The following is a 22,738-nucleotide window of genomic DNA, read 5'->3' on the forward strand; positions in this document are numbered from 1 at the left end:
AACAATATTTCCTTATTAATTCTATTTGACGGATCCGCCAGTGATACCTTCAACATAATATTTTTGCATGAAGATAAAGAGCAGAGTAATTGGAATAGCAATCAAGACAGAACCGGCTGCAAAAGTCATAAACCAGTTGTTGATGGTGTCAGGCTGCAGCATAGAGAAGAGTCCGATAGCTACGGTGTACTTGCTTGTCGCATCTCCCAGAATGACCTGTGCAAAGATAAAGTCAATCCAAGGTCCAATGAAAGCTAGAAGTGCTGTATAGACAATGATTGGTTTAGAGAGTGGCAGGGTAATTTTGAAGAAAATATCCATGCGTGTTGCTCCGTCAATCATGGCAGATTCATCAAGTGAATAGGGAATCGTGTCAAAGAACCCCTTGGCGATATAAAAGGTCAGAGCAGCCCCCGCCGAATAAACAAGCACGAGAGATGTCAGGGTCTGTGTCAAATTGAGCGCTTTTAGGATATAATAAACAGCAATCATGCTCATAAAACCCGGAAACATATTAAGCACCAAGGCTAATTTTAATAAGCCGTTGCGATGTTTGAATTTGATACGGCTGAGTGAATAGGCCATGGCAACCGTAATGAAGGTTGATAAAATACAAGAAGCAGTTGCTACGACAAATGTGTTTAAAAACCAACGTCCATAAGGGAAGGAAGAATTGGTAAAGAGTTTAACATAATTATCAATTGTCCATGTTTTAGGGATAAAATAGGTTACATAAGCTGTTCCTTCACCGCGAAAACTGGTCAGAACTACCCAAGCAATGGGAAGAAGCCAGATGAAAGACAATAGGATTAATAAAGCATAGGTGAGCCCCAGCTGAAATCGTTTTTTCCTTTTCATTATTTGATCGCTCCTTCCTTATAAGATGCTGAACGTGTATAGGCTAAAAGGCTGAAAATAGCAGAAATAACAAAGATAATAATACCGATAACAGAAGCTAGATTATAATCCGCTGCCGTTACTGTCAGCTTATAGAGCCAGGTAACCAGCAAATCGGTGCTGCCAGCCTGATAAAACTGAGAATTAGTAGGCCCGCCGCCGGTAAGCAGATAGATAACATTGAAATTATTAATATTACCGATAAACTGTTGAATTAAAGACGGCATCATGATAAGAAGAATCTGCGGGAAAGTAATTGATTTGAAAATCTGGAATTTACTTGCGCCATCAATTTCAGCGGCTTCAATCTGCTCACTAGGCAAATTCATAATGATACCAGTTGCAATTAGCATGGTAAAGGGAATACCAACCCACATATTGACAAAGATAATAGATACTTTTGCCCACAAAGGATCTGATAAAAAGGGCAGAGGATGTGAAATCAATCCAATTTTTTCCAAAAGAGCATTAAAAGGTCCTTGGTCATTGAGGAAATTCCGCATTAGCAGCAGTGAAATAAATTGCGGCACAGCAATAGTGATAACAAAAACTGTCCGCCACAGTTTCTTTAATCTAAGACCTTTGGCATTGATAATGAGGGCCAAAATAACACCGAAAATAAAGTTGGTCACTGTTGCAAAAACGGCCCAAATCAGTGTCCAAGATAAAACAGGGAAAAAGGTTCCTGCCATCCGACCGTTTAAAACATTGCCAAAGTTAGCTAGGCCTACCCAATCAAAGAGTGATTTAGGCGGTAAGTGATTGTGGTCATAGTTGGTAAAGGCCAGACAAATCATATAAACCAGCGGCAAAATAGTAAAGAGCAAAACTCCGATTAAAGGAACTGCCATCAAGGTCATATGGAAGCGTCCGTTTGCCAGGGTCATAAAATCTTCCTTGAAAGAAGGAACCTTGGCTCCAGTCTTTTTAATGACATAGAGATTTCGGGCGCTTTTTAAATTGCACCAATAAATATAGGCGAAAACCAAGCAAAAAATCAGTGATGCTAAGCCGAAAATCAGCATAAGCATGGAATTATCCCCTTCAACGGCGACTTGCAGCTTAACTCCGTCAACCACCTTTTCTTTCATACCCTGTGTTTGGCTGCCCAGTGTTATTAAGCCCTGAAAGGATGGAATAACTTGGGTTACAAAAGCGATTAAAAAGGCAATTTCACTTATAAGAAAGAGGAAACCCTTGATAAACTGCTTATTGACTAGGTTGGCAAATCCCATAATGAAAAAGGATAATTTGATGTCTATACTGCCTTTTTTAAAGGCCTCTGGCACAGACACCTGATCATATAAAGATGAATTAGCCATGTATATCTCCTTTGTTTATCCGATTAACAAAAGTGAGGAGATGTGACTCCCCTCACTATGATATTTATTTAGCAGCTGCTAAATCTTTATCAAATTGTTTCAATTTAGCAAGGTAATTACTTTCTTTTATCTTACCATTATAAGTATCACTGAGAATAGCAGCACTTTCATTCCAGAATGTTGTCATTTGGCTTAGTTTAGGCATAACCATTGTGTAATCTGAAGATGAGCCCATTTTAATAACAGCCTGTGCTAATTCATTGTTTTGAACAGCTGCAGAATTTTGAACGGTCTTGTTAGATGGAATGATATTGCGTCCCTTATCCTTGAATTGATTTTCCTGACTTTCAGCACTAGTGAGATAAGATGCTAATTTATAGCTGGCAGCGATACGTTTTGTATTGCCTTTAGACGGTGCTTGATTGACAGCATAAAGTTTAACCCCTAAAAAGGCTTTTTGCTGAACAACTTTACCATCAATATTGATAGTTGGATAAACTGTAACAGCAAGATTTTCTTTGCCGATAGCTTTTTGCGCAGCTTCATAGTCCCAAGGTCCTGACTCAAAAGCAGCTACAGCGCCGTCGCCAAATTTGGACATGACATTATTATCATCGAGGTTAACAAAGCCTTTATTTGTTTTTTGGCTGGCAATCCATTTGAGAACAGATACACCAGCCTCATTGCCCCAATTGGTCCCTGCAACATCTTCACCGTTTTCTCCGAAGATTTTATCACCGACGGATAAAAAGAGCGGTGCAGTAGCATAGGCATTAACTTGTTTTAGTTTTGCTCCGAAAGCTGCCTTGCTGGTAATAGTTTCATAAGATGTAACATCTTCAGCTGATAATTTGGATTTATTGTAGTAGAGGACTTGAGATTCAATACCAAATGGGAAGGCATAAGTTTTGCCCTTGTATTTGGCACCGGCACTGGCTTGCTCTGTTTCGTTTTTAGCGATTTCGTTAGTATACTTTTCTGGAATTTCCTGAATAACACCAGCCTCAACCAACTGACCTAATTGATCGTGCGGCAGAGAAAAGACGTCTGCTGCAGTACTAGGGTCCTTTTTAATCTTTTCTTGAGCTTTTGGATCCTCAGATTCGATGACTTTAACCTTGTAGTTGGAATCTTTTTCGAATTTTTTCACAATGTTTTCATAAGATTTTTTAGCTCCTGTTGGAACCCAAAGTTTAATGGTTTTGGGATCTGCTGAGCTGGATTTGGACTCCTTTGACCCGCAGGCAACAAGGATGCTGCTTGCAAGAGCAAGACTCGCACCGCCAATAAGTAATTTTTGCCATGTTTTCATAGCTTTGTTCCTCCTGAAAGTTTTTATCAAAAATACATCTTTTATTATGCAACCGTTTGCAAAAAAAGTCAAGTCTTTTTTAAAAAATATTTTAAAAAATAGATATTACCTGCTTTTAATGAATAACAAAGTCATGCAAACGCTTGTTTTAATAAGCTTTTAAGCGGATAAATAAAGTAAAAACTAATACGTCAAACTGCCGTATCTTAAATAATTAAATGAGACAGAACTTTTTGGCCACTCTCTTAATTTTCTAATAATCTTGTAAGTCAGGAAAATCTGTTGTAAAATAGAATTCAGCAAAAACAAAGGAAAATGATATGGTTACCATTAAAGATGTAGCAAAAAAGGCTGGTGTCAATCCCTCCACTGTCAGCCGGGCTCTAAAAAACAATTCATCAATTTCTCAGAAAACTAAAGATCGTGTCAAAAGAGCCATGAATGACTTGGGCTATGTTCCAAATCTGGCAGCCCAAATGCTAGCCAGTGGTCTAACTTATTGTGTAGGTGTGGTTTTACCTCCTCTGTCTGGTCCGGATCGACTGAGTGAGCCCTTTTTTATGGAAATTTTAACAGCAATCAATGGTGAAGCAACCATCAATAATTTTACGGTTTCCATTGCTACCAGCGACACCCTGTCAGATTTGGAAAGTCAGGTTCAGCTCATGTATCGCCAAAAGCGAGTTGATGGATTTATTGTCCTTTATTCGGAAGAAAAGGATCCTGTCCGTCAATTTCTTATGAAATACAAGATTCCTTTTGTTATTATAGGAGCGCCGGTAGACTACGAAAATGAAACCACATATGTTGATAATGATAACCAGCTGATGGCCAAAACAGCAGTTAACTATCTCAACCAAAGAGGGCATCAAAAGATTTTGTTTGTCACCAATGATCAAAAGAGTGAAATCTATCTTGAACGCTACATTGGTTACCAAAAAGGAATGATGAAATTAGGATTAAAGTCTTATAACAGTGCTTTGTTTGATTCCAAACGGCCGGAGCTGCTAGAAGCTTTTATTGAGACAATTCAAAGGGAAAAAATAAGTGCTTTGATGATTATTGGGGATGTTTTGTCAATTAAAATCATACAGTTTTTGTCTTATTATGGTTTTACTGTGCCGGATGATATATCAATTGTTTCTTTTAACAATTCCAGTTATGCAACTATTTTGCATCCTTATTTGACTACCTTTGATATTAATGTCAGCAGTCTAGGAAGACTGAGTCTGCATAGACTGATAGAAAAAATTAAAGACAGTCAAACTCAAAATGAAAAAGTGATTGTTCCTTTTACCTTAAAGGAACGCGAGAGTGTTCGCAATCTCAAAAAGGGAAACTAAATTTTTTACTGAAAAAGATCGGAAGAAGTGTGCTTTGATATGATTTCATGGCATTCTTGCTGTTCTTTTTTATTTTTTTCTAAAAATTCTTGACTTACGCAAACGCTTGCGTTATAATTCTCTTAGCTTAGCAAATAATAGAACATGGGCTAAAATCCTAGTAAAAAAGATAAACTTCCTTGTGTTTTGGAGACACAGCGGCAGTTTCCTATTTTATACGGATTTCTTCACGCCCTTTGTATCTTAAATAAAGGAGAAAAGTATGGAAACACGTGCAAGTGGTGTTTTGCTGCATATCAGCTCTCTTCCTGGAAAGTTTGGTATTGGCACCTTTGGTCAGGAAGCCTACCGTTTTGTTGATTTTCTTAAAGAAACCAATCAAACCTACTGGCAGCTATTGCCTTTGACATCAACAAGTTATGGAGACTCTCCTTATCAATCTTTTTCTGCAGTTGCCGGCAATGTTAATTTTATTGACTTTGATTTACTGCGGGAAAAAGGGCTGCTTCAGGAAGCAGATTATGCGACGGTCTCCTTTGGAGATGATGAAGAAACTGTTGATTATGCCCTTTTGTTTAAAGTTCGCAGGCCAATTTTAGAAAAGGCTGTTGCTAACTTTTTGACAGCTGAAAAAAATCGTGAAAAATTAAAGATTTTTGAAGAGCAAAATGAGACTTGGCTTGATGATTATGCTGAGTTTATGGCAATAAAAGAACATTTTGGGCACAAGGCCCTGCAGGAATGGGGAGATAAAAAGGCTATCCAGCGTGATGAAGAGCGACTGGTTCATTACCGGCGTCTTTTGGCTGATGAGATTAATTATTACAAGGTTACTCAGTATTTCTTTTTTGAACAATGGCTGGCGCTTAAAGCATATGCCAATAAGAAGCATATCAAAATTATTGGCGATATGCCTATCTATGTTGCCAAGGACAGCGTTGAAGTCTGGACCATGCCTGAGCTCTTTAAAATGGATGAAAATTTGGAGCCTTTATCGGTTGCTGGCTGTCCACCAGATGAATTCAGTGACGAAGGACAGCTCTGGGGAAATCCTATCTATGACTGGAAAAAGCATAGGGAAACAGGTTTTGCCTGGTGGATTTACCGTATTCAAGAAAGCTTCAAAATTTATGATATTCTGCGGATCGATCATTTTAAAGGTTTTTCAGACTACTGGGAAATTGAAGGAGACTCAAAAACAGCTAGGAAAGGCTGCTGGCAGCCGGGCCCTGGCATAGCACTTTTTAGAGCTGTTCAAAATGTTTTGGGGGATCTACCGATTGTTGCTGAGGATCTGGGTTATGTTGATGACAGAGCAAGGCAGCTTTTAAAAGATACTGGCTTTCCTGGCATGAAAATTTTAGAATTTGGTTTTTATGATTTAACTGGACACAGTATTGATATTCCGCATCATTACACCCCCAATAGTGTTGCTTATATCGGAACTCATGATAATGAAGTTGTCAACGGTTGGTATGACAGCCTTAGTGTAGAACAAGAAGAATTTGTTGATGCCTATACCCACCGAAAACCGATTGAACCGGTTAATCAGGCCATGCTGCGGCTGCTTTTCTCAACCGTCAGCAATACAGTGATTTTGACCATGCAGGATCTGCTCAATAAACCTGCCAGCTCACGCATGAACACACCATCTACCATTGGTGGTAACTGGCAGTGGCGCATGCGGGCCAAAGATCTGACTCAAGACAAAAAAGACTTTTTAATTGCATTAACTAAACTATATCAAAGAGGAAATGAAGAAAATGACATCAAAGACTAAACAGTTTGCTAACTATGCTGAGAACAAAACAGGGCAAGCCCTCTCACAATTGAGCAATCGGGACATCTACATTCAGCTCTTGCATTTTGTCAAAGAAGCAGCCAAGGATATGCCTAAAAACAGTTCTAAACGCAAGGTCTATTACATTTCGGCCGAGTTTTTAATTGGTAAATTGCTGTCCAACAATTTGATTAACTTGGGGCTTTATGAGGCTGTCAAAGATGATTTGGCTGCGGCCGGTAAATCTATCAGTCAGGTCGAAGATATTGAGCTGGAACCGTCGCTTGGCAACGGCGGTTTGGGACGCCTGGCCTCTTGCTTTATCGATTCCATGTCAACTTTAGGAATCAATGGTGAAGGTGTCGGCCTCAATTACCACTGCGGCCTGTTCAAGCAGGTTTTCCGCGATAATCAGCAGGAAGCCAAAGCCGATTACTGGATCGAAGATGATTCGTGGCTGGTTTCGACTGACATTTCCTACGATGTGCCTTTCCGTGACTTCACCCTTAAATCTGCATTAAAACGTATTGATATTTTGGGTTATCACAAGGACAGCAAAAATTATCTTAATTTATTTGATATTGAAGGGCTTGATTACGGTCTGATCAAGGATGACATTACCTTTGATAAGACAGAAATCAAAAAAAATCTGACCCTTTTCCTCTATCCGGATGATTCCGATAAAAACGGGGAATTGCTGCGTATTTATCAGCAGTACTTCATGGTTTCAAATGCGGCTCAGCTCTTAATTGACGAGGCTTTGGAACGCGGCTCAAACCTGCATGATTTAGCGGATTATGCCTACGTGCAAATCAATGACACGCATCCGTCCATGGTTATTCCAGAACTCATCCGTCTTTTGAACGAAAAACATGGTCTTGACTTTCATGAAGCAGTTGATATTGTCAAAAATATGGTCGGATACACTAACCATACCATCTTAGCAGAAGCCCTTGAAAAATGGCCTCTGGATTATTTGGAAGAGGTTGTGCCGCATCTGGTTGTCATTATTAAAAAATTGGATGAGCTGATTCGTGCCGAATATGACGATGAAACAGTACAAATTATTGATAAGTCTGACCGTGTTCATATGGCACACATGGATATTCACTTTTCAACCAGCGTCAATGGGGTGGCTGCGCTGCATACTGAGATTCTTAAAAATAGTGAGCTCAAGCCTTTCTATGATATTTATCCTGAAAAATTTAATAATAAAACCAACGGGATTACCTTCCGTCGCTGGCTGGAATTTGCCAACCAAGAATTGGCGGCTTATATCAAAGAATTGATTGGCGACGGTTATCTTAAAGATGCGACAGAGCTAGAAAAATTAGATGCTTTGGCAGCAGATGAAGCAGTCCATGAGAAACTGTCACAAATTAAATATGACAACAAGCTGGCTCTCAAACGTTACTTAAAAGCTAATAAAGGTATTGATTTGGATGAAAATTCGATCATTGATACACAAATCAAGCGTTTCCATGAATACAAACGTCAGCAGATGAATGTCCTCTATATTATCCATAAATATTTGGATATTAAAAAAGGCAACCTGCCAAAACGAAAGATTACACTAATCTTTGGTGGTAAGGCAGCTCCTGCTTATATCATTGCTCAGGATATTATTCACCTGATTCTCAGCCTTTCAGAATTGATTAATAAGGATCCTGATGTCAGCCCTTATCTGAATGTTTTCCTTGTTGAGAACTATAATGTCACTGTGGCTGAGCACTTGATTCCGGCTTCTGATATTTCAGAGCAAATCTCACTGGCTTCTAAAGAAGCTTCCGGCACTGGTAACATGAAATTCATGTTAAATGGCGCTCTGACGCTGGGAACCATGGACGGTGCCAATGTTGAAATTGCTGAGCTTGTTGGTCAGGAAAATATCTATACCTTTGGTAAGGATTCAGATACCATTATCGATATGTATGACAAGGCTTCTTATGTGTCTCGTGATTATTATGAAGGCGATGAAGCTATTAAAGAAGCGGTGGACTTCATTGTCAGTGATGAATTGCTTAAAGTCGGTAATAAAGAGCGTTTAGAACGCCTTTACAATGAACTGATTAACAAAGACTGGTTCATGACCCTCATTGATTTAAAAGAATACATTGCTAAAAAAGAAGAAGTTTACGCGGACTATGAAGACCGTAATGCTTGGAACACCAAAGTCGTTCATAACATTGCCAAAGCTGGTTTCTTCTCATCCGACAGGACCATTGAACAATACGATAAGGATATCTGGCATAGTTTGTAAAAAGATGTAAAATCTGGGATTGTTTCTGATTCCAGATTTTTTTCATATTTGTCTTGAAAGTTTAACTATTTATTTTTACTTGACTTGGAGTTGACTTTAAGGTTTATAATGAAAGCAGCTTAAATAATGGAGGAAAAAACTATGATAAAGACGCTTATTCTTTATTTTTCGAATACGGGAACTACCAAAAGGGTTGCTGAATTAATGGCTCAGGAATTGGGAGCAGACCTTTATCGGATTTTGGCTGAGCAAGATTACACAGCAGCAGATCTGACCTGGACCAATGCCAACTGCCGGGCTAATCAGGAACAAAACGATGAAGCCAGTCGTCCCGCTTACAGCGGCAGCCTGCCGGATTTGACCTCTTATGATCAAGTGATCATCGGTCACCCCATCTGGTGGAGGATTCCTCCCAAAATTATCCGTACAGTTCTTGAAGATCTAGATTTGACCGGTAAAAAGGTGGCCAGTTTTGCAACTTCTGGCGGTTCTGATTATCATGAAGCCCAAAGGGCGATGGAGCAGTGGACAGGTCTTCGTCTGCCCAAAGGCCAGATTTTATCAAGTTCAGCCAGCGTGAAGAAATGGCTGAGTACGATTTAGGTTCAGAAGAAAGAACTTAACAATAAGCAGCAGAACAGCTATTTAAGAATGAGTATTTTTTATCTGAAAAAACAAAGGGCTGCTGTTCGGCCAAAATGGAATAAAGTGCTGATAGAAGAATAAAGGAGACGATTATGGAATATACAAAATTGGGTAAGACAGGACTTGAAGTTTCAAAAATCTGTCTGGGCGGCATGAGCTTTGGCGATGCCAGCCGGGGCGGTCAGCACCAGGGCTGGGTTTTAGATGAAGATAAAACACGGCAGATTATGAAAAAGGCTCTGGATTTGGGAGTTAATTTCTTTGATACAGCCAATGCTTATACGCTGGGTTCCAGCGAAGAATTTATGGGACGGGCCATTTGCGATTTTGCTGACCGTGATGAGATTGTCCTTGCCACCAAACTTTTCTTTGGTGATGGGCAGCATGAAGGCCGCAATACGAGAGGACTCTCCCGCAAGGCTATTTTCAATCAGGCTGAAGCCAGTCTTAAGCGCTTGGGAATGGATTATATTGACATTCTTTATATCCATCGCTGGGACTACAATACAGCAATTGAAGAAACCATGTCAGCGCTCAATGACTTAGTGCGCTCCGGCAAGGTTCGCTATCTGGGAGCATCGGCCATGTATGCTTGGCAGTTCCAAAAAGCCCAGTATATTGCTGAGAAAAACGGCTGGACCAAATTTTCAGTGATGCAGAATCACTACAATATGCTCTATCGCGAAGATGAGAGGGAAATGATTCCGTTTTGTAAGGACTCTGGTGTTGGCTTAGCGCCTTACAGTCCTTTTGCAGCAGGTCGGGTTATTCGCGACTGGGATGCAGATACTGCCCGCAGCCATACGGACAGTTTTGCCAGAACAAAATACGACAGCACAGAGGAACAAGATATGGCCATTGTCAGACGTGTTGGAGAACTGGCTGATAAGTATGACCGTACGCGTGCTCAGATTGCTCTGGCCTGGCTTTGGCAAAAGGGTATGGATTCTCCAATCGTAGGTGTGACTAAGGAAAAATACCTTGATGATTTCATGGGTGCTTTTGACCTTAAACTGACCGACAAAGATATGGCTTATCTGGATGAGAAATACCTGCCGCATAAGGTTGTGGGAGCTCTTTGATAAAAAACACGGGACAAGCAGGGACTTGTCAGTTAAGAACCTGCCCGGTCTCGTTTTTTCTTTGGTTTTTGGATAATTTATAGCTGTCTGCAAACAGTTTTTAGACAGCTTTTTCTTTTTGGCTGAACAACTGTTTTATTGTTTTCTCTAAGCCTTAGACTACTAAAAAATCCTACATTTTCTTTGACTCTTGGCTTAAAAAACTGTAATATAACACTATGGATATATGGACACAGTTAGGACGTTTTTCGGAATTTGAGATCCAGCATCTCTTCATGCGTCCCTTTACCTTTAAGGACCACAAAGATTTTTATGAAATAGCTGGGAATAAACAGAATCTGCCCTTTATTTTCCCTCATCAGGCCAGTCTGGCAGAAAGTGATTTTTTGCTGGTCCATTATTTTATGAAAAATCCCTTGGGTGTCTGGGCCCTTGAACACAAGGAAAATCATAAAATGATAGGAGCTATCCGTTTTGATAAACTTGATGTGACGGCTAAAAGGGCGGAAATTGGCTATTTTCTGCATAAGGATTACTGGGGGCAGGGGCTGGCGACTGAGGCGCTCAAAAATCTGGTTTTTCTGGCCTTTCAGGAATTTGATTTAAAACTGCTGCAGATTGTTATCCATAAGGAGAATGCGGCCAGTGCCAGAGTGGCAGAAAAAGCCGGCTTTAGTTTGGTCAAACAGTTTAAAGGAAGCGACCGCTACACTCATAGGATGCGTGATTATTTAAGATATGAACGAAGGATAGGTGAGAAGACAGATGAGTAAGCATCAAGATATTTTAGAATATTTGGAAAATCTGGCTATCGGCAAACGCGTCAGTGTCAGAAGCATTTCAAATCATTTGAAAGTCAGCGACGGAACTGCCTACCGAGCCATTAAAGAAGCAGAAAACCGCGGAATTGTTGAGACCCGGCCGCGCAGCGGCACCATTCGTGTCGAAAAAAAGGTGCGTGTGCGTTTAAATAAGCTGACTTACAAGGAAATTGCCAATATCAGCGAGTCAGAAGTTGTCTCCGGCGAATCTGGGCTCAGCCACGAATTCAGCAAGTTTTCTATCGGTGCCATGACCATTGACAATATTCACCGCTATCTGACCAAGGATGGCCTTTTGATTGTCGGAGACCGTGAAAATATTCAGCTTTTGGCTCTGCAAAATAAAAATGCCATCCTCGTAACCGGGGGTTTTCCTGTGTCTGACAGAGTGCGTGAAACCTCCAATCAGCTGGGAATTCCCGTCATGATAACTAACTATGATACCTTTACCGTTGCCACACTTATCAATCAAGCTCTTTCCAATGTTCGTATCAAGACTGATATTAAGACGGTTGAAGAGGTTTATCAGGAAAAGGTCTATCATGGCTTTCTGCACGACACAGACACCGTCAAGGACTATAACAATCTGATTAAAAAGACCAATCATGTCCGCTATCCGGTCATCAACAGCCATAATATGGTTGTCGGTGTTATCAGTATGAGAGATGTCGCCGGCAAGGCTCCCAATGTGATTCTTAATCAGCTGATGACTAAGAACCCTGTAGTCGCAAAACCGACGCTTAGTCTGGCCAATATCAGCCAAAAGATGATTTTTGAAGATTATGATATGCTGCCGGTGGTTAAGGAAGATTACAGCCTTTTAGGTGTTATTACGCGCCGGCAGGTGATGGAAAATCTGCAAAATTTTCAAAGAACCAGCACTTATACTTACAGCGAACAGATTACCGCCAATCTGCAGGAGGAAAAAACCGGCTTTCAATTTGTAGTGGAACCGGCTATGATTGATCCGGCGGGCAATCTGGCACACGGTGTTTTAACAGAATTTCTAAAAGATATTACCATGCGCGTCTTGACGCAAAAGCATAAAAAGAATATCATTATTGAACAAATGATGTTATACTTTTTACAGGCCGTTCAAATTGATGACCTGCTGAAAATTCAGCCCAAGGTCATCACTGAAAACAGACGGAGTGCGACGCTTGACTTTGAAATTTACCACGGCAGTCAGGTTGTCACCAAAGCCGTCGTGACGACAAAATTGAATTAAAACTAAGGAGTTAACTAAAACATGATTACATTGAAATCAGCGCGTGAAATTGAAGCGATGGATGAGGCCGGCGATTTTTTAGCCAGCATTCATATCGGTTTGCGTGATTTGATTAAGCCGGGACTGGACATGTGGGAAATTGAAGAATATGTCCGCAGACGCTGCAAGGAAGAAAATTTCCTGCCCTTACAAATTGGGGCAGACGGTCATTTTATGGATTATCCCTATGCCACCTGCTGCGGTTTAAATGATGAAGTGGCTCATGCTTTTCCGCGCCATTATACTTTGAAGGAGGGCGATCTTCTTAAAGTCGATATGGTGCTTGGCGGACCCATTGCTAAAGAGGATCTGGATGTGTCGAAATTGAATTTTGACAACGTTGCTGAAGTCAAAAAACATACAGACAGTTTCCGCGGCGGTATCGCTGATTCTTGCTGGGCCTATGCTGTCGGAAATGTTTCTGAAGAAGTCAAAAAGCTCATGGATGTTACCAAAGAATGTCTTTATAAGGGTATTGAAAAAGCTGTTGTCGGCAACCGTATCGGCGATATTGGTGCAGCCATTCAGGAATATGCTGAAAGCTTTGGCTATGGTGTTGTCCGCGACTTAGTCGGCCACGGTGTCGGTCCGACCATGCATGAAGAACCCAATGTTCCCCACTATGGCAGAGCCGGCCGCGGTCTGCGCTTGAAAGAAGGAATGGTGCTGACAATCGAGCCTATGATCAATACGGGAACCTGGGAAATTGATACTGATATGCAGACAGGCTGGGCTCACAAGACGCTTGACGGCGGTCTTTCCTGCCAATATGAACATCAGTTTGTTATTACCAAAGACGGTCCGCGTATTCTTACCAGTCAAGGAGAAGAAGGCACCTATTAATAGGAGTTGCAGTGAAAAAGTTTATTGAAAAATTACAGGCAAGCCAGTATGTTCAAAATTTTTTAACCTACTATAAAAGCTCTGAGATGGACCTCTCCAGTATAGCAGTAGCTTACTATTTGATTTTGACCATCTTTCCCTTTTTGATCTTGCTTGCCAACTTGTTTCCTTATCTGAATATAGATACTTCGGAACTCTTATCGTTTATGAAGAATAATCTGCCTGAACAGCTCTATGACAGCACCTCAGGTATTGTTGTCGGGATTTTCAACAAACCCTCCACCAGTCTCTTGTGGCTGGCTGTTGTTACGGGTCTGTGGACCATGTCAAAGAGTTTGACTTTTTTGCAGAAGTCCATGAATAAATCCTACGGCATTCAAGATCACCGTGATTTGATTTTAGGGCATATTGTCGGAATTTTTTCCAGTTTGCTGGTGATCTTCTTTTTAGCACTGGCCATCATACTGTCAACGTTTGGTAAGACGGTGCTGACTTTTTTATATCACAATTCTTATCTCAATCAGGATTTGTATGATATGTTGATGAATTTAACCCAGCCGGTAACTGCTGCGATTTTCTTCGTTGCCTTAGCAGTTCTCTACTATATTCTGCCTAATGTTCGAATCAGGAAAATCCGCTATATTCTGCCGGGTACGATCTTTACAAGTATTCTCTTCTTTACAATGACGAGCGTGTTTGGGACTTATCTGAGATATGCCACCGCCAGCATGGAAAATCTCCGGGTTTTTGGATCGGTGACCTTGTTTGCTTTAATGCTGTGGTTTATTGTCTTTGCCCGAATTCTGATTTTAGGGGCTGTTTTAAATGCCAGTTATCAAAAAAAATACGTTAAGGAATTTAAACCAAGACGAGGCAACATTATCACTATTATCCAATCCAGACGGGATTATATGGCCAAAAAAGATGAAGAAAACAAGAAATGATGGCTTGAGCCAGGTTAGCTGCCTGTTCATTCTGGGTAATCAGCTGTGAAAGGTCAGCCTTTATACAATGAGACATGACAAAAGTCATGTCATGATATGACATTCTGTGCTAAACGGAATGTTTTTTATTTTTTATAATAAAAGCAGAAAGTGAAGAAAAAAGAAAGAATAATAGCTGCTGTCTGCTTTTTAGTGCTTATAACAGGAGGTGCCAAAATTACCAGGCATACAGGCTTTTATCCCACTTTCGAAAAAGGCAGAGCTCCCAGAGCTTTGTGACTTGCTGCTTTTTCTATTGTCACTATAGGTTCAGTAGGCTTTTGCAGCTCATGAAAGGAGAACCCATATGACTAAAACAGTCATTAAAGTTTCACAGCTGACAAAAAATTTTAAGGATAAAAAAGTACTGAAAAGCCTCTCTTTTGAGGTTAATGAGGGCGATTGTATGGCCTTGATCGGTCCCAATGGGGCAGGCAAGACGGTACTTATGTCCTGTCTTTTGGGAGACTATCATCCAACAGCCGGTCAGATTGAAGTGCTGGGGAAATCGGCCCATGATTCACAGCTTAAGGGCAAGGTCGGCATCCTTTTTCAGGAAAATTTAACCGAACAAAAGTTAAAAGTCTCAGAACTTCTTCAGTTTCAGCAAAGTATCTATGCTAATCCTTTGTCTGACACAGCGATTGACAGGCTGCTTGGTTTTACGACTGAGCAAAAAAATCAATTTGCTGAAAAGCTCTCCGGCGGTCAGCGCCGCTTGCTGGCTTTTGTTCAAGTCATTATCGGTCAGCCGGATATTATTTTTCTTGATGAGCCGACAGCCGGGATGGATACCAGCACGCGCAAACGCTTTTGGGAAATTGTTAATGAGCTAAAGGCAGCGGGGAAAACGATTATCTATTCGTCGCACTATATTGAGGAAGTAGAGCATACAGCGGATCGCATTTTGGTGCTGCATGATGGAAAATTGCTGCGCGATACTACGCCTTATCTTATGCGGGCTGAAGAAAAAGAGAAGGTCTTCACGCTGCCGCTTGCCTATCTAGAGAATATAGAAGATCAGTCTATTTACAATTTAGCTGTTAAATCAGACAGAATAACCTTCACAACCAAGGAAGTTCAAACAATCTGGCAGATTTTAGAAGATGCCGGATGTCCTATTGAAGATATTGAAATGGCCAACCGAACCCTGCTTGACAGTATTTTTGAAAATGAAAGAGAGGAAAAAGCTCATGAAAACCTTTAAAGCAATGTTAAGGCAAGAATACCTTGTCAATAAACGTTCTTTATCTAATTTAATTATGGCTGTTGGCATGCCAATTGGCTTTTTCCTGCTCTTTACTACTATTTGGGCTAATGATGAATCCATGCCAAAAGAAATGGCTAAAGTCTGGATCAGACAGTACATGCTGCAAATGACCGCTTTTTCCAGCCTCAGTTTTGCTTTTTACTCGCTGCCTTTTGCATTTCACGAGGATAAGACCGGCAATCGTTTAAAGGCTGTTCAGCACAGCCCTGTCCCCTTGTGGCAGTATTATGCCAGTAAAATTATAACTATCTTGGTGCACTTTGTTTTGGCGATCATAGCTGTGTTTCTGGTCGGTCACTTTGTCAAAGATGTGTCCATGCCCTGGAAAGACTGGCTGACAGCAGGAGGATTGTTATTCGTCGGAGCTTCCTGCTTCATGCCGTTTGGTGCCCTTTTTGCTCATATCAAGTCTGCGCAGACCCTCTCTTTAGTTGCTAATATATTTTACATGGGGCTGTCTGTCTTGGGCGGATTGTGGATGCCGGTATCAACCTTTCCTGATGTGATGCAGAAACTAGCCAAATGGACACCGACGTATCACTTTAATAACACGGTAATTTCTTATTTTGATAAAGATTTTTCCATCCAGTCACTCTCGATTCTCTTTGGATATGCTATCATAGTCTTAGCGATTGCTATTGCAGTCGGAAAAAAGCTTGAGGTGAAATGATGTTTCGACCCTTTCAAAAAACGGATCCGCTCTACTATGTAGCGCTGGTCTTTATGATTTTTCCGCTGGGCGGTGTCAGCTGGTTTGGCTATCCCTTGTGGACGCTTTTACCGTCCGTGCTTTTTGCGCTGGCCTTTATCGCCATTATTCATATTAAGGATGACTATCCTAAAATAATTGCCTGCCTCTGGTTTTACTTGTTAGGTTATATCGTCTGGATATCTTGCTTTATCGAAGGCTCTATGATGTGGTTTTTCTTCTTTCTCGTTAATCTTCTCGTCTGGCGATTTGGGGATAAGATAAAGAGTTATCGCTTTATTTCCTTTTTACTTGGAATCGTGATTGTGGTCTTAGTTGGTTTTATTCGTGCGACATCAACATTCAACAAAGTTTACTTCTTTCTTGTCGCGATTTTCGTCTTAACTATGCTTTATACTCAACATCAGACTCAAATTGAAGAACAAATGAAGAGGGAGCTGTACAAGCAGAATGAAGCTATTAATCTCCTGGCCGCTGAAAATGAGCGCAACCGTATCGGCCGTGATTTGCATGATACCTTGGGACACACCTTTGCCATGATGACCTTAAAAACGGAACTGGCGCTGAAACAGCTGAACAAGCAAAATACAGAAGCTGTCCGCAAGGAACTGCTGGATCTCAATCAAATCAGCAAAGAATCTATGAAAAATGTCCGTGAACTTATCAATAATCTCAAATACCGGACAGTTACAGAAGAATTGGCGGCGATTACAGAGATGTTTGCCCTGTCTGATATTGGCCTAACAGTAGAAAATACGGTCAATACGGACCAATTATCACCGGTTATCCAATCCAGCATGACTATGATTTTGCGGGAGCTGACCAACAATGTTATCAAACACAGCAAGGCTTCGGCCTGTCAGATTCATATTTTTGAAAAAGACGGCTTTATCATCAAAATAGAAGATAACGGCTGCGGTTTTGATGAACTGACCGGAAAGGAGCTCAGCTCTATTCGTGAGCGCTTGTACTTAGTCAACGGGCAGGTTGATATTTTATCAAGCAAACAGCCGACTGTTATTCAGATCAGACTTAAAGATAAGGAGAATTAGTATGAGATTATTAGTAGCTGAAGATCAGTCTATGCTGAGGGATGCTCTCTGTCAGCTTTTGCTCATGGAAGATGACGTTGAGGCTATATTTCAAGCTTCCAATGGTGCCGAGGCAATAGACTTGCTGCAAAAAGAATCTATTGACGTGGCTATTTTGGACGTTGAAATGCCCAAGAAAACAGGGCTGGATGTGCTGGAGTGGATTCGTGCTCACCACCAGGCTGCTAAGGTTATTATTGTGACAACCTTCAAGCGCTCAGGCTATTTTAAGCGTGCCTTAGCAGCCCATGTTGATGCTTATGTCTTGAAGGATCGCTCAACTGCTGAGCTGATGCAGACGATCCACACCGTTTTGTCCGGACAAAGAGAGTATTCTCCTGAGCTGATTGAGGAAGTCACTTTTACGTCAAATCCGCTGAGCCAGCGAGAGCAGGAAGTCTTGCTTTTAGCGGCTAGAGGTCTGTCTAATCAGGAGATCTCTGAAAAACTCTTCTTGTCCAACGGCACAGTCCGAAATTACATGACTGGTATTTTTAACAAGCTGTCTGCCAGCAATCGTACAGAGGCTGTCAGAATTGCGCGTGAAGAGAATTGGATTTAAGATCGATAAAAATAATTTGCAACTAAAAAAGGAGAAACAGCGGCTCACGATGTCATATCATGAACGTGCTGTTTTCTCCTTTTTCTATTTGCAGCAAGACTGCTTTTTTATTTTTTATTTTTGAAAATAAAGAATTTACTGATGACATAGTTGGTTACCATGATTAATACCTGACCGATTAAGGTAGCGATAGCATTAACCCAGGACATGTTATTGCCGACAAACTGGCCGATAATTCCCGGGAATTGGTCAACTAAAAGATAGGCTAAACCAGTATCCAAAGACAATGTTGACAGGCGCGCCAAGAAAAACTTGACAAAACGGCTTTGCCAGCCCTGCCTTGCCTGATTAAAAGCATAGGTATCATTAACCACAAAAGCAAAAACAATAGCCAAGACATTAGCGATAGTTGTTGTCAGGGTGGCATTTTTCAAAATAGGGTAGATGATTACAATGCGAAGAATAGCATAAAAGATAGTTGTTAGAACCCCTGCAACCAAATACTTAAAAACTTCGTGCCGGGTTACTCTTTTTAGAAAATCAGTCGTTAATAATTTTTTCATAAACTTACTATATCAAAAAAAGTGGAAATATGCTATACTGAATAAGTTGCTCAGCAACCCTTGGTGCTTACTTCCCTTTCACCAAGCATATTATAAACGGGACAACCGTCAAAGGAGAAATAATGAAACAATTAACTGTTCGTGATTTAAGCCATATTGCTATTGTAGCAGCTGTATACGTGGTGCTGACTGCCACACCGCCTCTCAATGCTCTGTCATACGGCGGCATACAGTTTCGTTTAGCTGAGATGCTTTATTTTTTGGCTTTTTTCAATCCTAAATACATTATTGCTGTAACGCTGGGCTGTATGATTGCCAATGCCATGGGCACAATTGGTCTGGTAGATGTTTTTGTCGGCGGCGGCTCAACCCTTATTTTTGTCAGCTTAGGCGTTATTCTTTTTGCCAAATACAAAGATGCTTATCTTTTTAAAGGGTTCATCAACAAAGCCTTCTTTTATTTTGCCATCTTTTTTTCCTTGTCTATGTTTACCATTGCAGCAGAATTAAAGGTGATTTTTAATACGCCTTTTTGGATAACTTGGCTGACAACAGCTCTGGGAGAATTTGCTTCCCTGCTTATCGGTGCACTGGTGATTGACCGAGCCGGCAAACATATTGATTTCACTAAATAACCTTCTGTGTGAAGGTTATTTTTTATACTCTTCAAAAATCAAAACTATATGTCGTTGCCTTCGCTTTGCCTACCCTACCTTAGTACAGCCTGCAGCTCGTCGCCTAGTCTATTTTTGATTCTTATTGAGTATAAGAAAGGCAATGCTTGCAGGAAAAAATTGCCGAATTTATCAGCTCAAGCAGTCTGCTGGGATTATGGTTTAGGAGTAAGCAGCAGAGCATGCGTTTCAGTCGGTGAAATCATTTTTATGAATTTTCATCTTGTTTTTATTTTCTGATTTAAAAATTAAGGAAAGCCAGTGAAAATATGGTAAAATAAAAGGTATGAAAGAACGTATGAATGAGCTGGTTCAGCTGCTGAACCGATATGCCAAAGAATACTATACCAAAGACAGTCCCAGTGTTTCTGATGCGGAGTATGACAGGCTCTATCGGGAACTGGCAGAATTAGAAAAAAAGTACCCGCAGGATGTTTTGCCGGACAGCCCCACCCACCGAGTGGGAGGACCTGTTTTAGAGGGATTTGAAAAGTACACTCATGAGTATCCTCTGTTTTCCTTGCAGGATGCTTTTTCCCGTGAGGAGCTGGAAGCTTTTGATCAGCGGGTGAAAACGGAATTTCCGCAGGCCGAATATTTAGCAGAATTGAAAATCGATGGTCTTTCCATCTCTCTGACATACGTAGACGGAATTCTTCAGGTCGGTGCCACAAGGGGAGACGGTACCGTCGGTGAAAATATAACGGAAAATCTAAAGCGCGTCCAGGACATTCCCTTGCACCTGCCTCAGCCCATCAATCTGACGGTGAGGGGCGAATGCTATCTGCCCAAGGCTTCTTTTGAAAGTATCAATGCTGAACGCCGTGAAAATGGGGAAGCGGAATTTGCCAATCCCCGAAATGCTGCGGCAGGAACCCTGCGGCAGCTAGATACAAGAATCGTAGCCAAGCGCAGGCTGGCAACTTTCATCTATCAAGAAGCCGGACCAACTGCTGCTGAAAGTCAGGAAGCAGTGCTTAAGAGCTTTGCTGAACTGGGTTTTACTGTTAATCCGCGCCATATCGTTTCTTCCTCAATGGATAATATTTGGCAGTTTATTGAAGCTGTTGCAAAGGAGCGCTCTCAGCTGGATTATGATATTGATGGCATTGTCATTAAGGTCAACAGCTTAGCCATGCAGGAGGAGCTTGGCTTTACAGTTAAGGCGCCGCGTTGGGCTATTGCCTATAAATTTCCAGCGGAAGAAAAAGAAGCGGAAATTTTATCGGTCGACTGGACGGTCGGACGAACCGGTGTTGTGACACCGACAGCCAATCTGACGCCGGTGCAGCTGGCAGGAACTACTGTCAGCCGGGCAACCCTGCACAATGTTGACTATATTGCTGATAAGGATATTCGAATCGGGGACACCGTTGTTGTGTATAAGGCAGGCGATATTATTCCGGCGGTTCTGCATGTTGTCAAATCCAAGCGCCAGCAGCAGGAAGCAATGCCGATTCCTAATCTGTGTCCGTCCTGCCAAAGCGGGCTGATTCATTTTGAGGATGAGGTGGCGCTGAGATGTGTCAATCCTCGCTGCCCCGCCCAGCTCAAGGAAAAGCTGATTCACTTTGCCAGCCGCAATGCCATGAATATTGCAGGGCTCGGTCCTGCCATCGTAGAGAAGCTCTTTGCGGCGGACTTGATTCATGATGTGGCTGATATTTATCAGCTGAGCACTGAGGATTTGATGCAGCTTGAAGGGATCAAAGAAAAATCAGCGGCTAAACTGTATAAAGCCATTCAGGCTTCCAAGGAGAATTCGGCAGAAAAACTGCTGTTTGGCCTTGGTATCCGTCATGTCGGCAGCAAGGCCAGCCGGCTTCTGCTGGAAAAATTTGACACTATTCCGCAGTTGGCTGCGGCAGATTTTGACGAAATTGCTGCTATTGACGGTCTTGGAGCAGTTATTGCTCAGTCACTGAAAACTTATTTTGCTACCAGCGGCGCTCAAAAACTCCTGGCGGAATTGCAGGCATCGGGCTTAAATTTGGCTTATCTGGGCAAGCGCGTGTCGGATGATGCGGCTCTGTCAGGCCTGACCGTTGTCCTGACAGGTAAGCTGGAAAAACTGACCCGCAGTCAAGCCAAGGAAAAACTGCAGAATCTTGGTGCCAATGTTGTCGGCAGTGTTTCTAAAAAAACCAGTTTGGTGGTGGCAGGAAGCGATGCCGGTTCAAAATTAGAAAAAGCCAGAAGTTTAGGCATTGAAATTAAAGATGAGGCTTGGTTAGAAAGTCTGTGAAGGGAGAAAGAATATGGTAAGAAAACGCAAACGGGCACGTTTGATTTATAATCCGACCTCCGGTCAGGAAATCATGAAGAAAAATGTGGCAGATGTTTTAGACCTTCTTGAGGGCTTTGGCTATGAGACCAGTGCTTTTCAAACGACTCCTGAAGCAGATTCTGCCAAAAACGAAGCAAGGCGTGCTGCTGTTGCCGGTTTTGACCTTGTTATTGCAGCAGGCGGAGACGGAACAATCAACGAGGTGGTCAGCGGTATTGCGCCTTTGAAACGGCGTCCTAAGATGGCCATTATTCCTACCGGCACAACCAATGACTTTGCCCGAGCCCTTAAGATTCCTCGCGGCAATCCGGTTGAAGCAGCGAAGCTCATCGGCAAGAATCAGACGGTCCATATGGACATCGGTCAGGCTTACAAGGACAAATACTTTATCAATATTGCCGCAGCTGGCAGTCTGACTGAACTGACTTACAGTGTGCCCAGTCAGCTGAAAACGATATTTGGCTACTTGGCTTATCTGGTCAAGGGAGCTGAATTGCTGCCGCGCGTCCGCAATGTTCCTGTCAAGGTATTTCACGACCACGGTGTTTTTGAAGGCGAAGCTTCCATGATTTTTGTGGCTCTGACCAATTCGGTCGGCGGTTTTGAAACCATTGCTCCGGATGCCAAATTAGACGATGGCAAATTCACCTTGATTTTGGTTAAGACGGCCAACCTCTTCGAACTGACTGATCTGATTCGGCTTGTTCTTACCGGCGGCCGGCATATCAACCATAAAAAAATTGAATACATCAAAACGAGCTATCTGAAAATAATTCCTCAGGGCAATCCTCCTAAGAGAATGATGATTAACCTTGATGGTGAGTACGGCGGCGATGCACCGATTGAATTGCGCAATCTGAATAATCATATTGAATTTTTCGCCAATACAGATGAGATTTCTGACGATGCGATTACGCTTGATACGGAAGAATTGGCCTTAGAAGCAATCGCTCAGAAATTCGCTAAAGAAGCCGAAAGTTTAGATGGGCTGGACAAGTCAGAGGAGACAAATTAGTTAGGCAGGAAT

20 protein-coding genes and 1 riboswitch are annotated in these 22,738 nt (G+C 41.7%); of the genes, 16 read left to right on the plus strand and 4 right to left on the minus strand.

What is annotated here, in order from left to right; genetic code table 11:
* Positions 1–21: 21 nt before the first annotated feature.
* From BMI76_RS03155 to BMI76_RS03165, 3 genes are all read right to left on the minus strand, one after another.
* Positions 22–858: a sugar ABC transporter permease gene (locus BMI76_RS03155; RefSeq protein WP_027975649.1), complete on the minus strand. Its 837-nt coding sequence runs from the start codon at positions 856–858 to the stop codon at positions 22–24.
* Complete coding sequence (locus BMI76_RS03160; RefSeq protein ID WP_075346153.1) at positions 858–2,219, minus strand: carbohydrate ABC transporter permease; 1,362 nt, start codon at positions 2,217–2,219, stop codon at positions 858–860. The genes BMI76_RS03155 and BMI76_RS03160 overlap by 1 nt, the downstream gene beginning before the upstream one ends.
* Positions 2,220–2,283: 64 nt before the next feature.
* Positions 2,284–3,531 carry an extracellular solute-binding protein gene (locus BMI76_RS03165; protein ID WP_075346154.1) on the minus strand — a complete coding sequence of 416 codons (1,248 nt, stop codon included), beginning with the start codon at positions 3,529–3,531 and terminating at the stop codon, positions 2,284–2,286.
* Between the two features lie 320 nt (positions 3,532–3,851).
* Between BMI76_RS03165 and BMI76_RS03170 the strand changes: the two genes are divergently transcribed.
* The 13 genes from BMI76_RS03170 (at position 3,852) to BMI76_RS03230 (ending at position 18,187) form a co-directional block, all read left to right on the plus strand.
* Positions 3,852–4,874 carry a LacI family DNA-binding transcriptional regulator gene (locus BMI76_RS03170; RefSeq protein WP_075346155.1) on the plus strand — a complete coding sequence of 341 codons (1,023 nt, stop codon included), beginning with the start codon at positions 3,852–3,854 and terminating at the stop codon, positions 4,872–4,874.
* 262 nt (positions 4,875–5,136) lie between these two features.
* Entirely contained in the window at positions 5,137–6,654 is a 1,518-nt protein-coding gene (malQ, locus tag BMI76_RS03175; RefSeq protein WP_075346156.1) for a 4-alpha-glucanotransferase, read from the plus strand.
* Positions 6,638–8,914, plus strand: coding sequence for a glycogen/starch/alpha-glucan family phosphorylase (gene glgP, locus BMI76_RS03180; protein ID WP_075346157.1), 2,277 nt, complete (start codon positions 6,638–6,640; stop codon positions 8,912–8,914). The genes malQ and glgP overlap by 17 nt, the downstream gene beginning before the upstream one ends.
* Positions 8,915–9,055: 141 nt before the next feature.
* Positions 9,056–9,517: a flavodoxin gene (locus BMI76_RS03185; protein ID WP_075346158.1), complete on the plus strand. Its 462-nt coding sequence runs from the start codon at positions 9,056–9,058 to the stop codon at positions 9,515–9,517.
* Between the two features lie 134 nt (positions 9,518–9,651).
* Positions 9,652–10,641 carry an aldo/keto reductase gene (locus tag BMI76_RS03190; RefSeq protein ID WP_075346159.1) on the plus strand — a complete coding sequence of 330 codons (990 nt, stop codon included), beginning with the start codon at positions 9,652–9,654 and terminating at the stop codon, positions 10,639–10,641.
* A gap of 218 nt (positions 10,642–10,859) precedes the next feature.
* A complete protein-coding gene (locus BMI76_RS03195; RefSeq protein WP_075346160.1) occupies positions 10,860–11,414 on the plus strand; it encodes a GNAT family N-acetyltransferase in 555 nt (184 codons plus the stop codon).
* On the plus strand, positions 11,407–12,690 hold the full coding sequence (gene spxR, locus BMI76_RS03200; RefSeq protein WP_075346161.1) for a CBS-HotDog domain-containing transcription factor SpxR: 1,284 nt from the start codon (positions 11,407–11,409) through the stop codon (positions 12,688–12,690). Before BMI76_RS03195 ends, spxR begins: the two co-directional genes overlap by 8 nt.
* A 21-nt stretch (positions 12,691–12,711) precedes the next feature.
* Positions 12,712–13,572, plus strand: coding sequence for a methionyl aminopeptidase (locus tag BMI76_RS03205; protein WP_075346162.1), 861 nt, complete (start codon positions 12,712–12,714; stop codon positions 13,570–13,572).
* Between the two features lie 11 nt (positions 13,573–13,583).
* Positions 13,584–14,516, plus strand: a complete 933-nt coding sequence (locus BMI76_RS03210; RefSeq protein WP_075346163.1) for a YihY/virulence factor BrkB family protein — start codon at positions 13,584–13,586, stop codon at positions 14,514–14,516.
* A 346-nt stretch (positions 14,517–14,862) separates the two neighbouring features.
* Positions 14,863–15,762, plus strand: a complete 900-nt coding sequence (locus BMI76_RS03215; protein WP_075346164.1) for an ABC transporter ATP-binding protein — start codon at positions 14,863–14,865, stop codon at positions 15,760–15,762.
* A complete protein-coding gene (locus tag BMI76_RS03220; protein ID WP_075346165.1) occupies positions 15,749–16,495 on the plus strand; it encodes an ABC transporter permease in 747 nt (248 codons plus the stop codon). The genes BMI76_RS03215 and BMI76_RS03220 overlap by 14 nt, the downstream gene beginning before the upstream one ends.
* Positions 16,495–17,586, plus strand: a complete 1,092-nt coding sequence (locus tag BMI76_RS03225) for a sensor histidine kinase (RefSeq protein ID WP_075346166.1) — start codon at positions 16,495–16,497, stop codon at positions 17,584–17,586. The genes BMI76_RS03220 and BMI76_RS03225 overlap by 1 nt, the downstream gene beginning before the upstream one ends.
* A 1-nt stretch (position 17,587) precedes the next feature.
* Positions 17,588–18,187 carry a response regulator transcription factor gene (locus tag BMI76_RS03230; protein ID WP_075346167.1) on the plus strand — a complete coding sequence of 200 codons (600 nt, stop codon included), beginning with the start codon at positions 17,588–17,590 and terminating at the stop codon, positions 18,185–18,187.
* Positions 18,188–18,294: 107 nt separating this feature from the next.
* Here the strand turns inward: BMI76_RS03230 and BMI76_RS03235 are convergent, their stop codons facing one another.
* The gene (locus BMI76_RS03235; RefSeq protein ID WP_075346168.1) at positions 18,295–18,750 is read right to left on the minus strand and encodes a GtrA family protein; all 456 of its coding nucleotides are present in this window, start codon (positions 18,748–18,750) and stop codon (positions 18,295–18,297) included.
* A gap of 28 nt (positions 18,751–18,778) precedes the next feature.
* Positions 18,779–18,875: riboswitch (PreQ1 riboswitch) on the plus strand.
* Here BMI76_RS03235 and BMI76_RS03240 point away from each other — a divergent pair.
* The 3 genes from BMI76_RS03240 (at position 18,873) to BMI76_RS03250 (ending at position 22,726) form a co-directional block, all read left to right on the plus strand.
* Positions 18,873–19,385, plus strand: coding sequence for a QueT transporter family protein (locus BMI76_RS03240; protein WP_075346169.1), 513 nt, complete (start codon positions 18,873–18,875; stop codon positions 19,383–19,385). Its footprint overlaps the riboswitch before it by 3 nt.
* 325 nt (positions 19,386–19,710) lie before the next feature.
* Positions 19,711–21,669: an NAD-dependent DNA ligase LigA gene (gene ligA, locus BMI76_RS03245; RefSeq protein WP_075346170.1), complete on the plus strand. Its 1,959-nt coding sequence runs from the start codon at positions 19,711–19,713 to the stop codon at positions 21,667–21,669.
* A 13-nt stretch (positions 21,670–21,682) separates the two neighbouring features.
* The gene (locus tag BMI76_RS03250; RefSeq protein ID WP_075346171.1) at positions 21,683–22,726 is read left to right on the plus strand and encodes a diacylglycerol kinase family lipid kinase; all 1,044 of its coding nucleotides are present in this window, start codon (positions 21,683–21,685) and stop codon (positions 22,724–22,726) included.
* The last annotated feature ends 12 nt before the right edge of the window (positions 22,727–22,738 follow it).

Source organism: Streptococcus sp. 'caviae', assembly GCF_001937065.1.
Lineage (GTDB): Bacteria > Bacillota > Bacilli > Lactobacillales > Streptococcaceae > Streptococcus.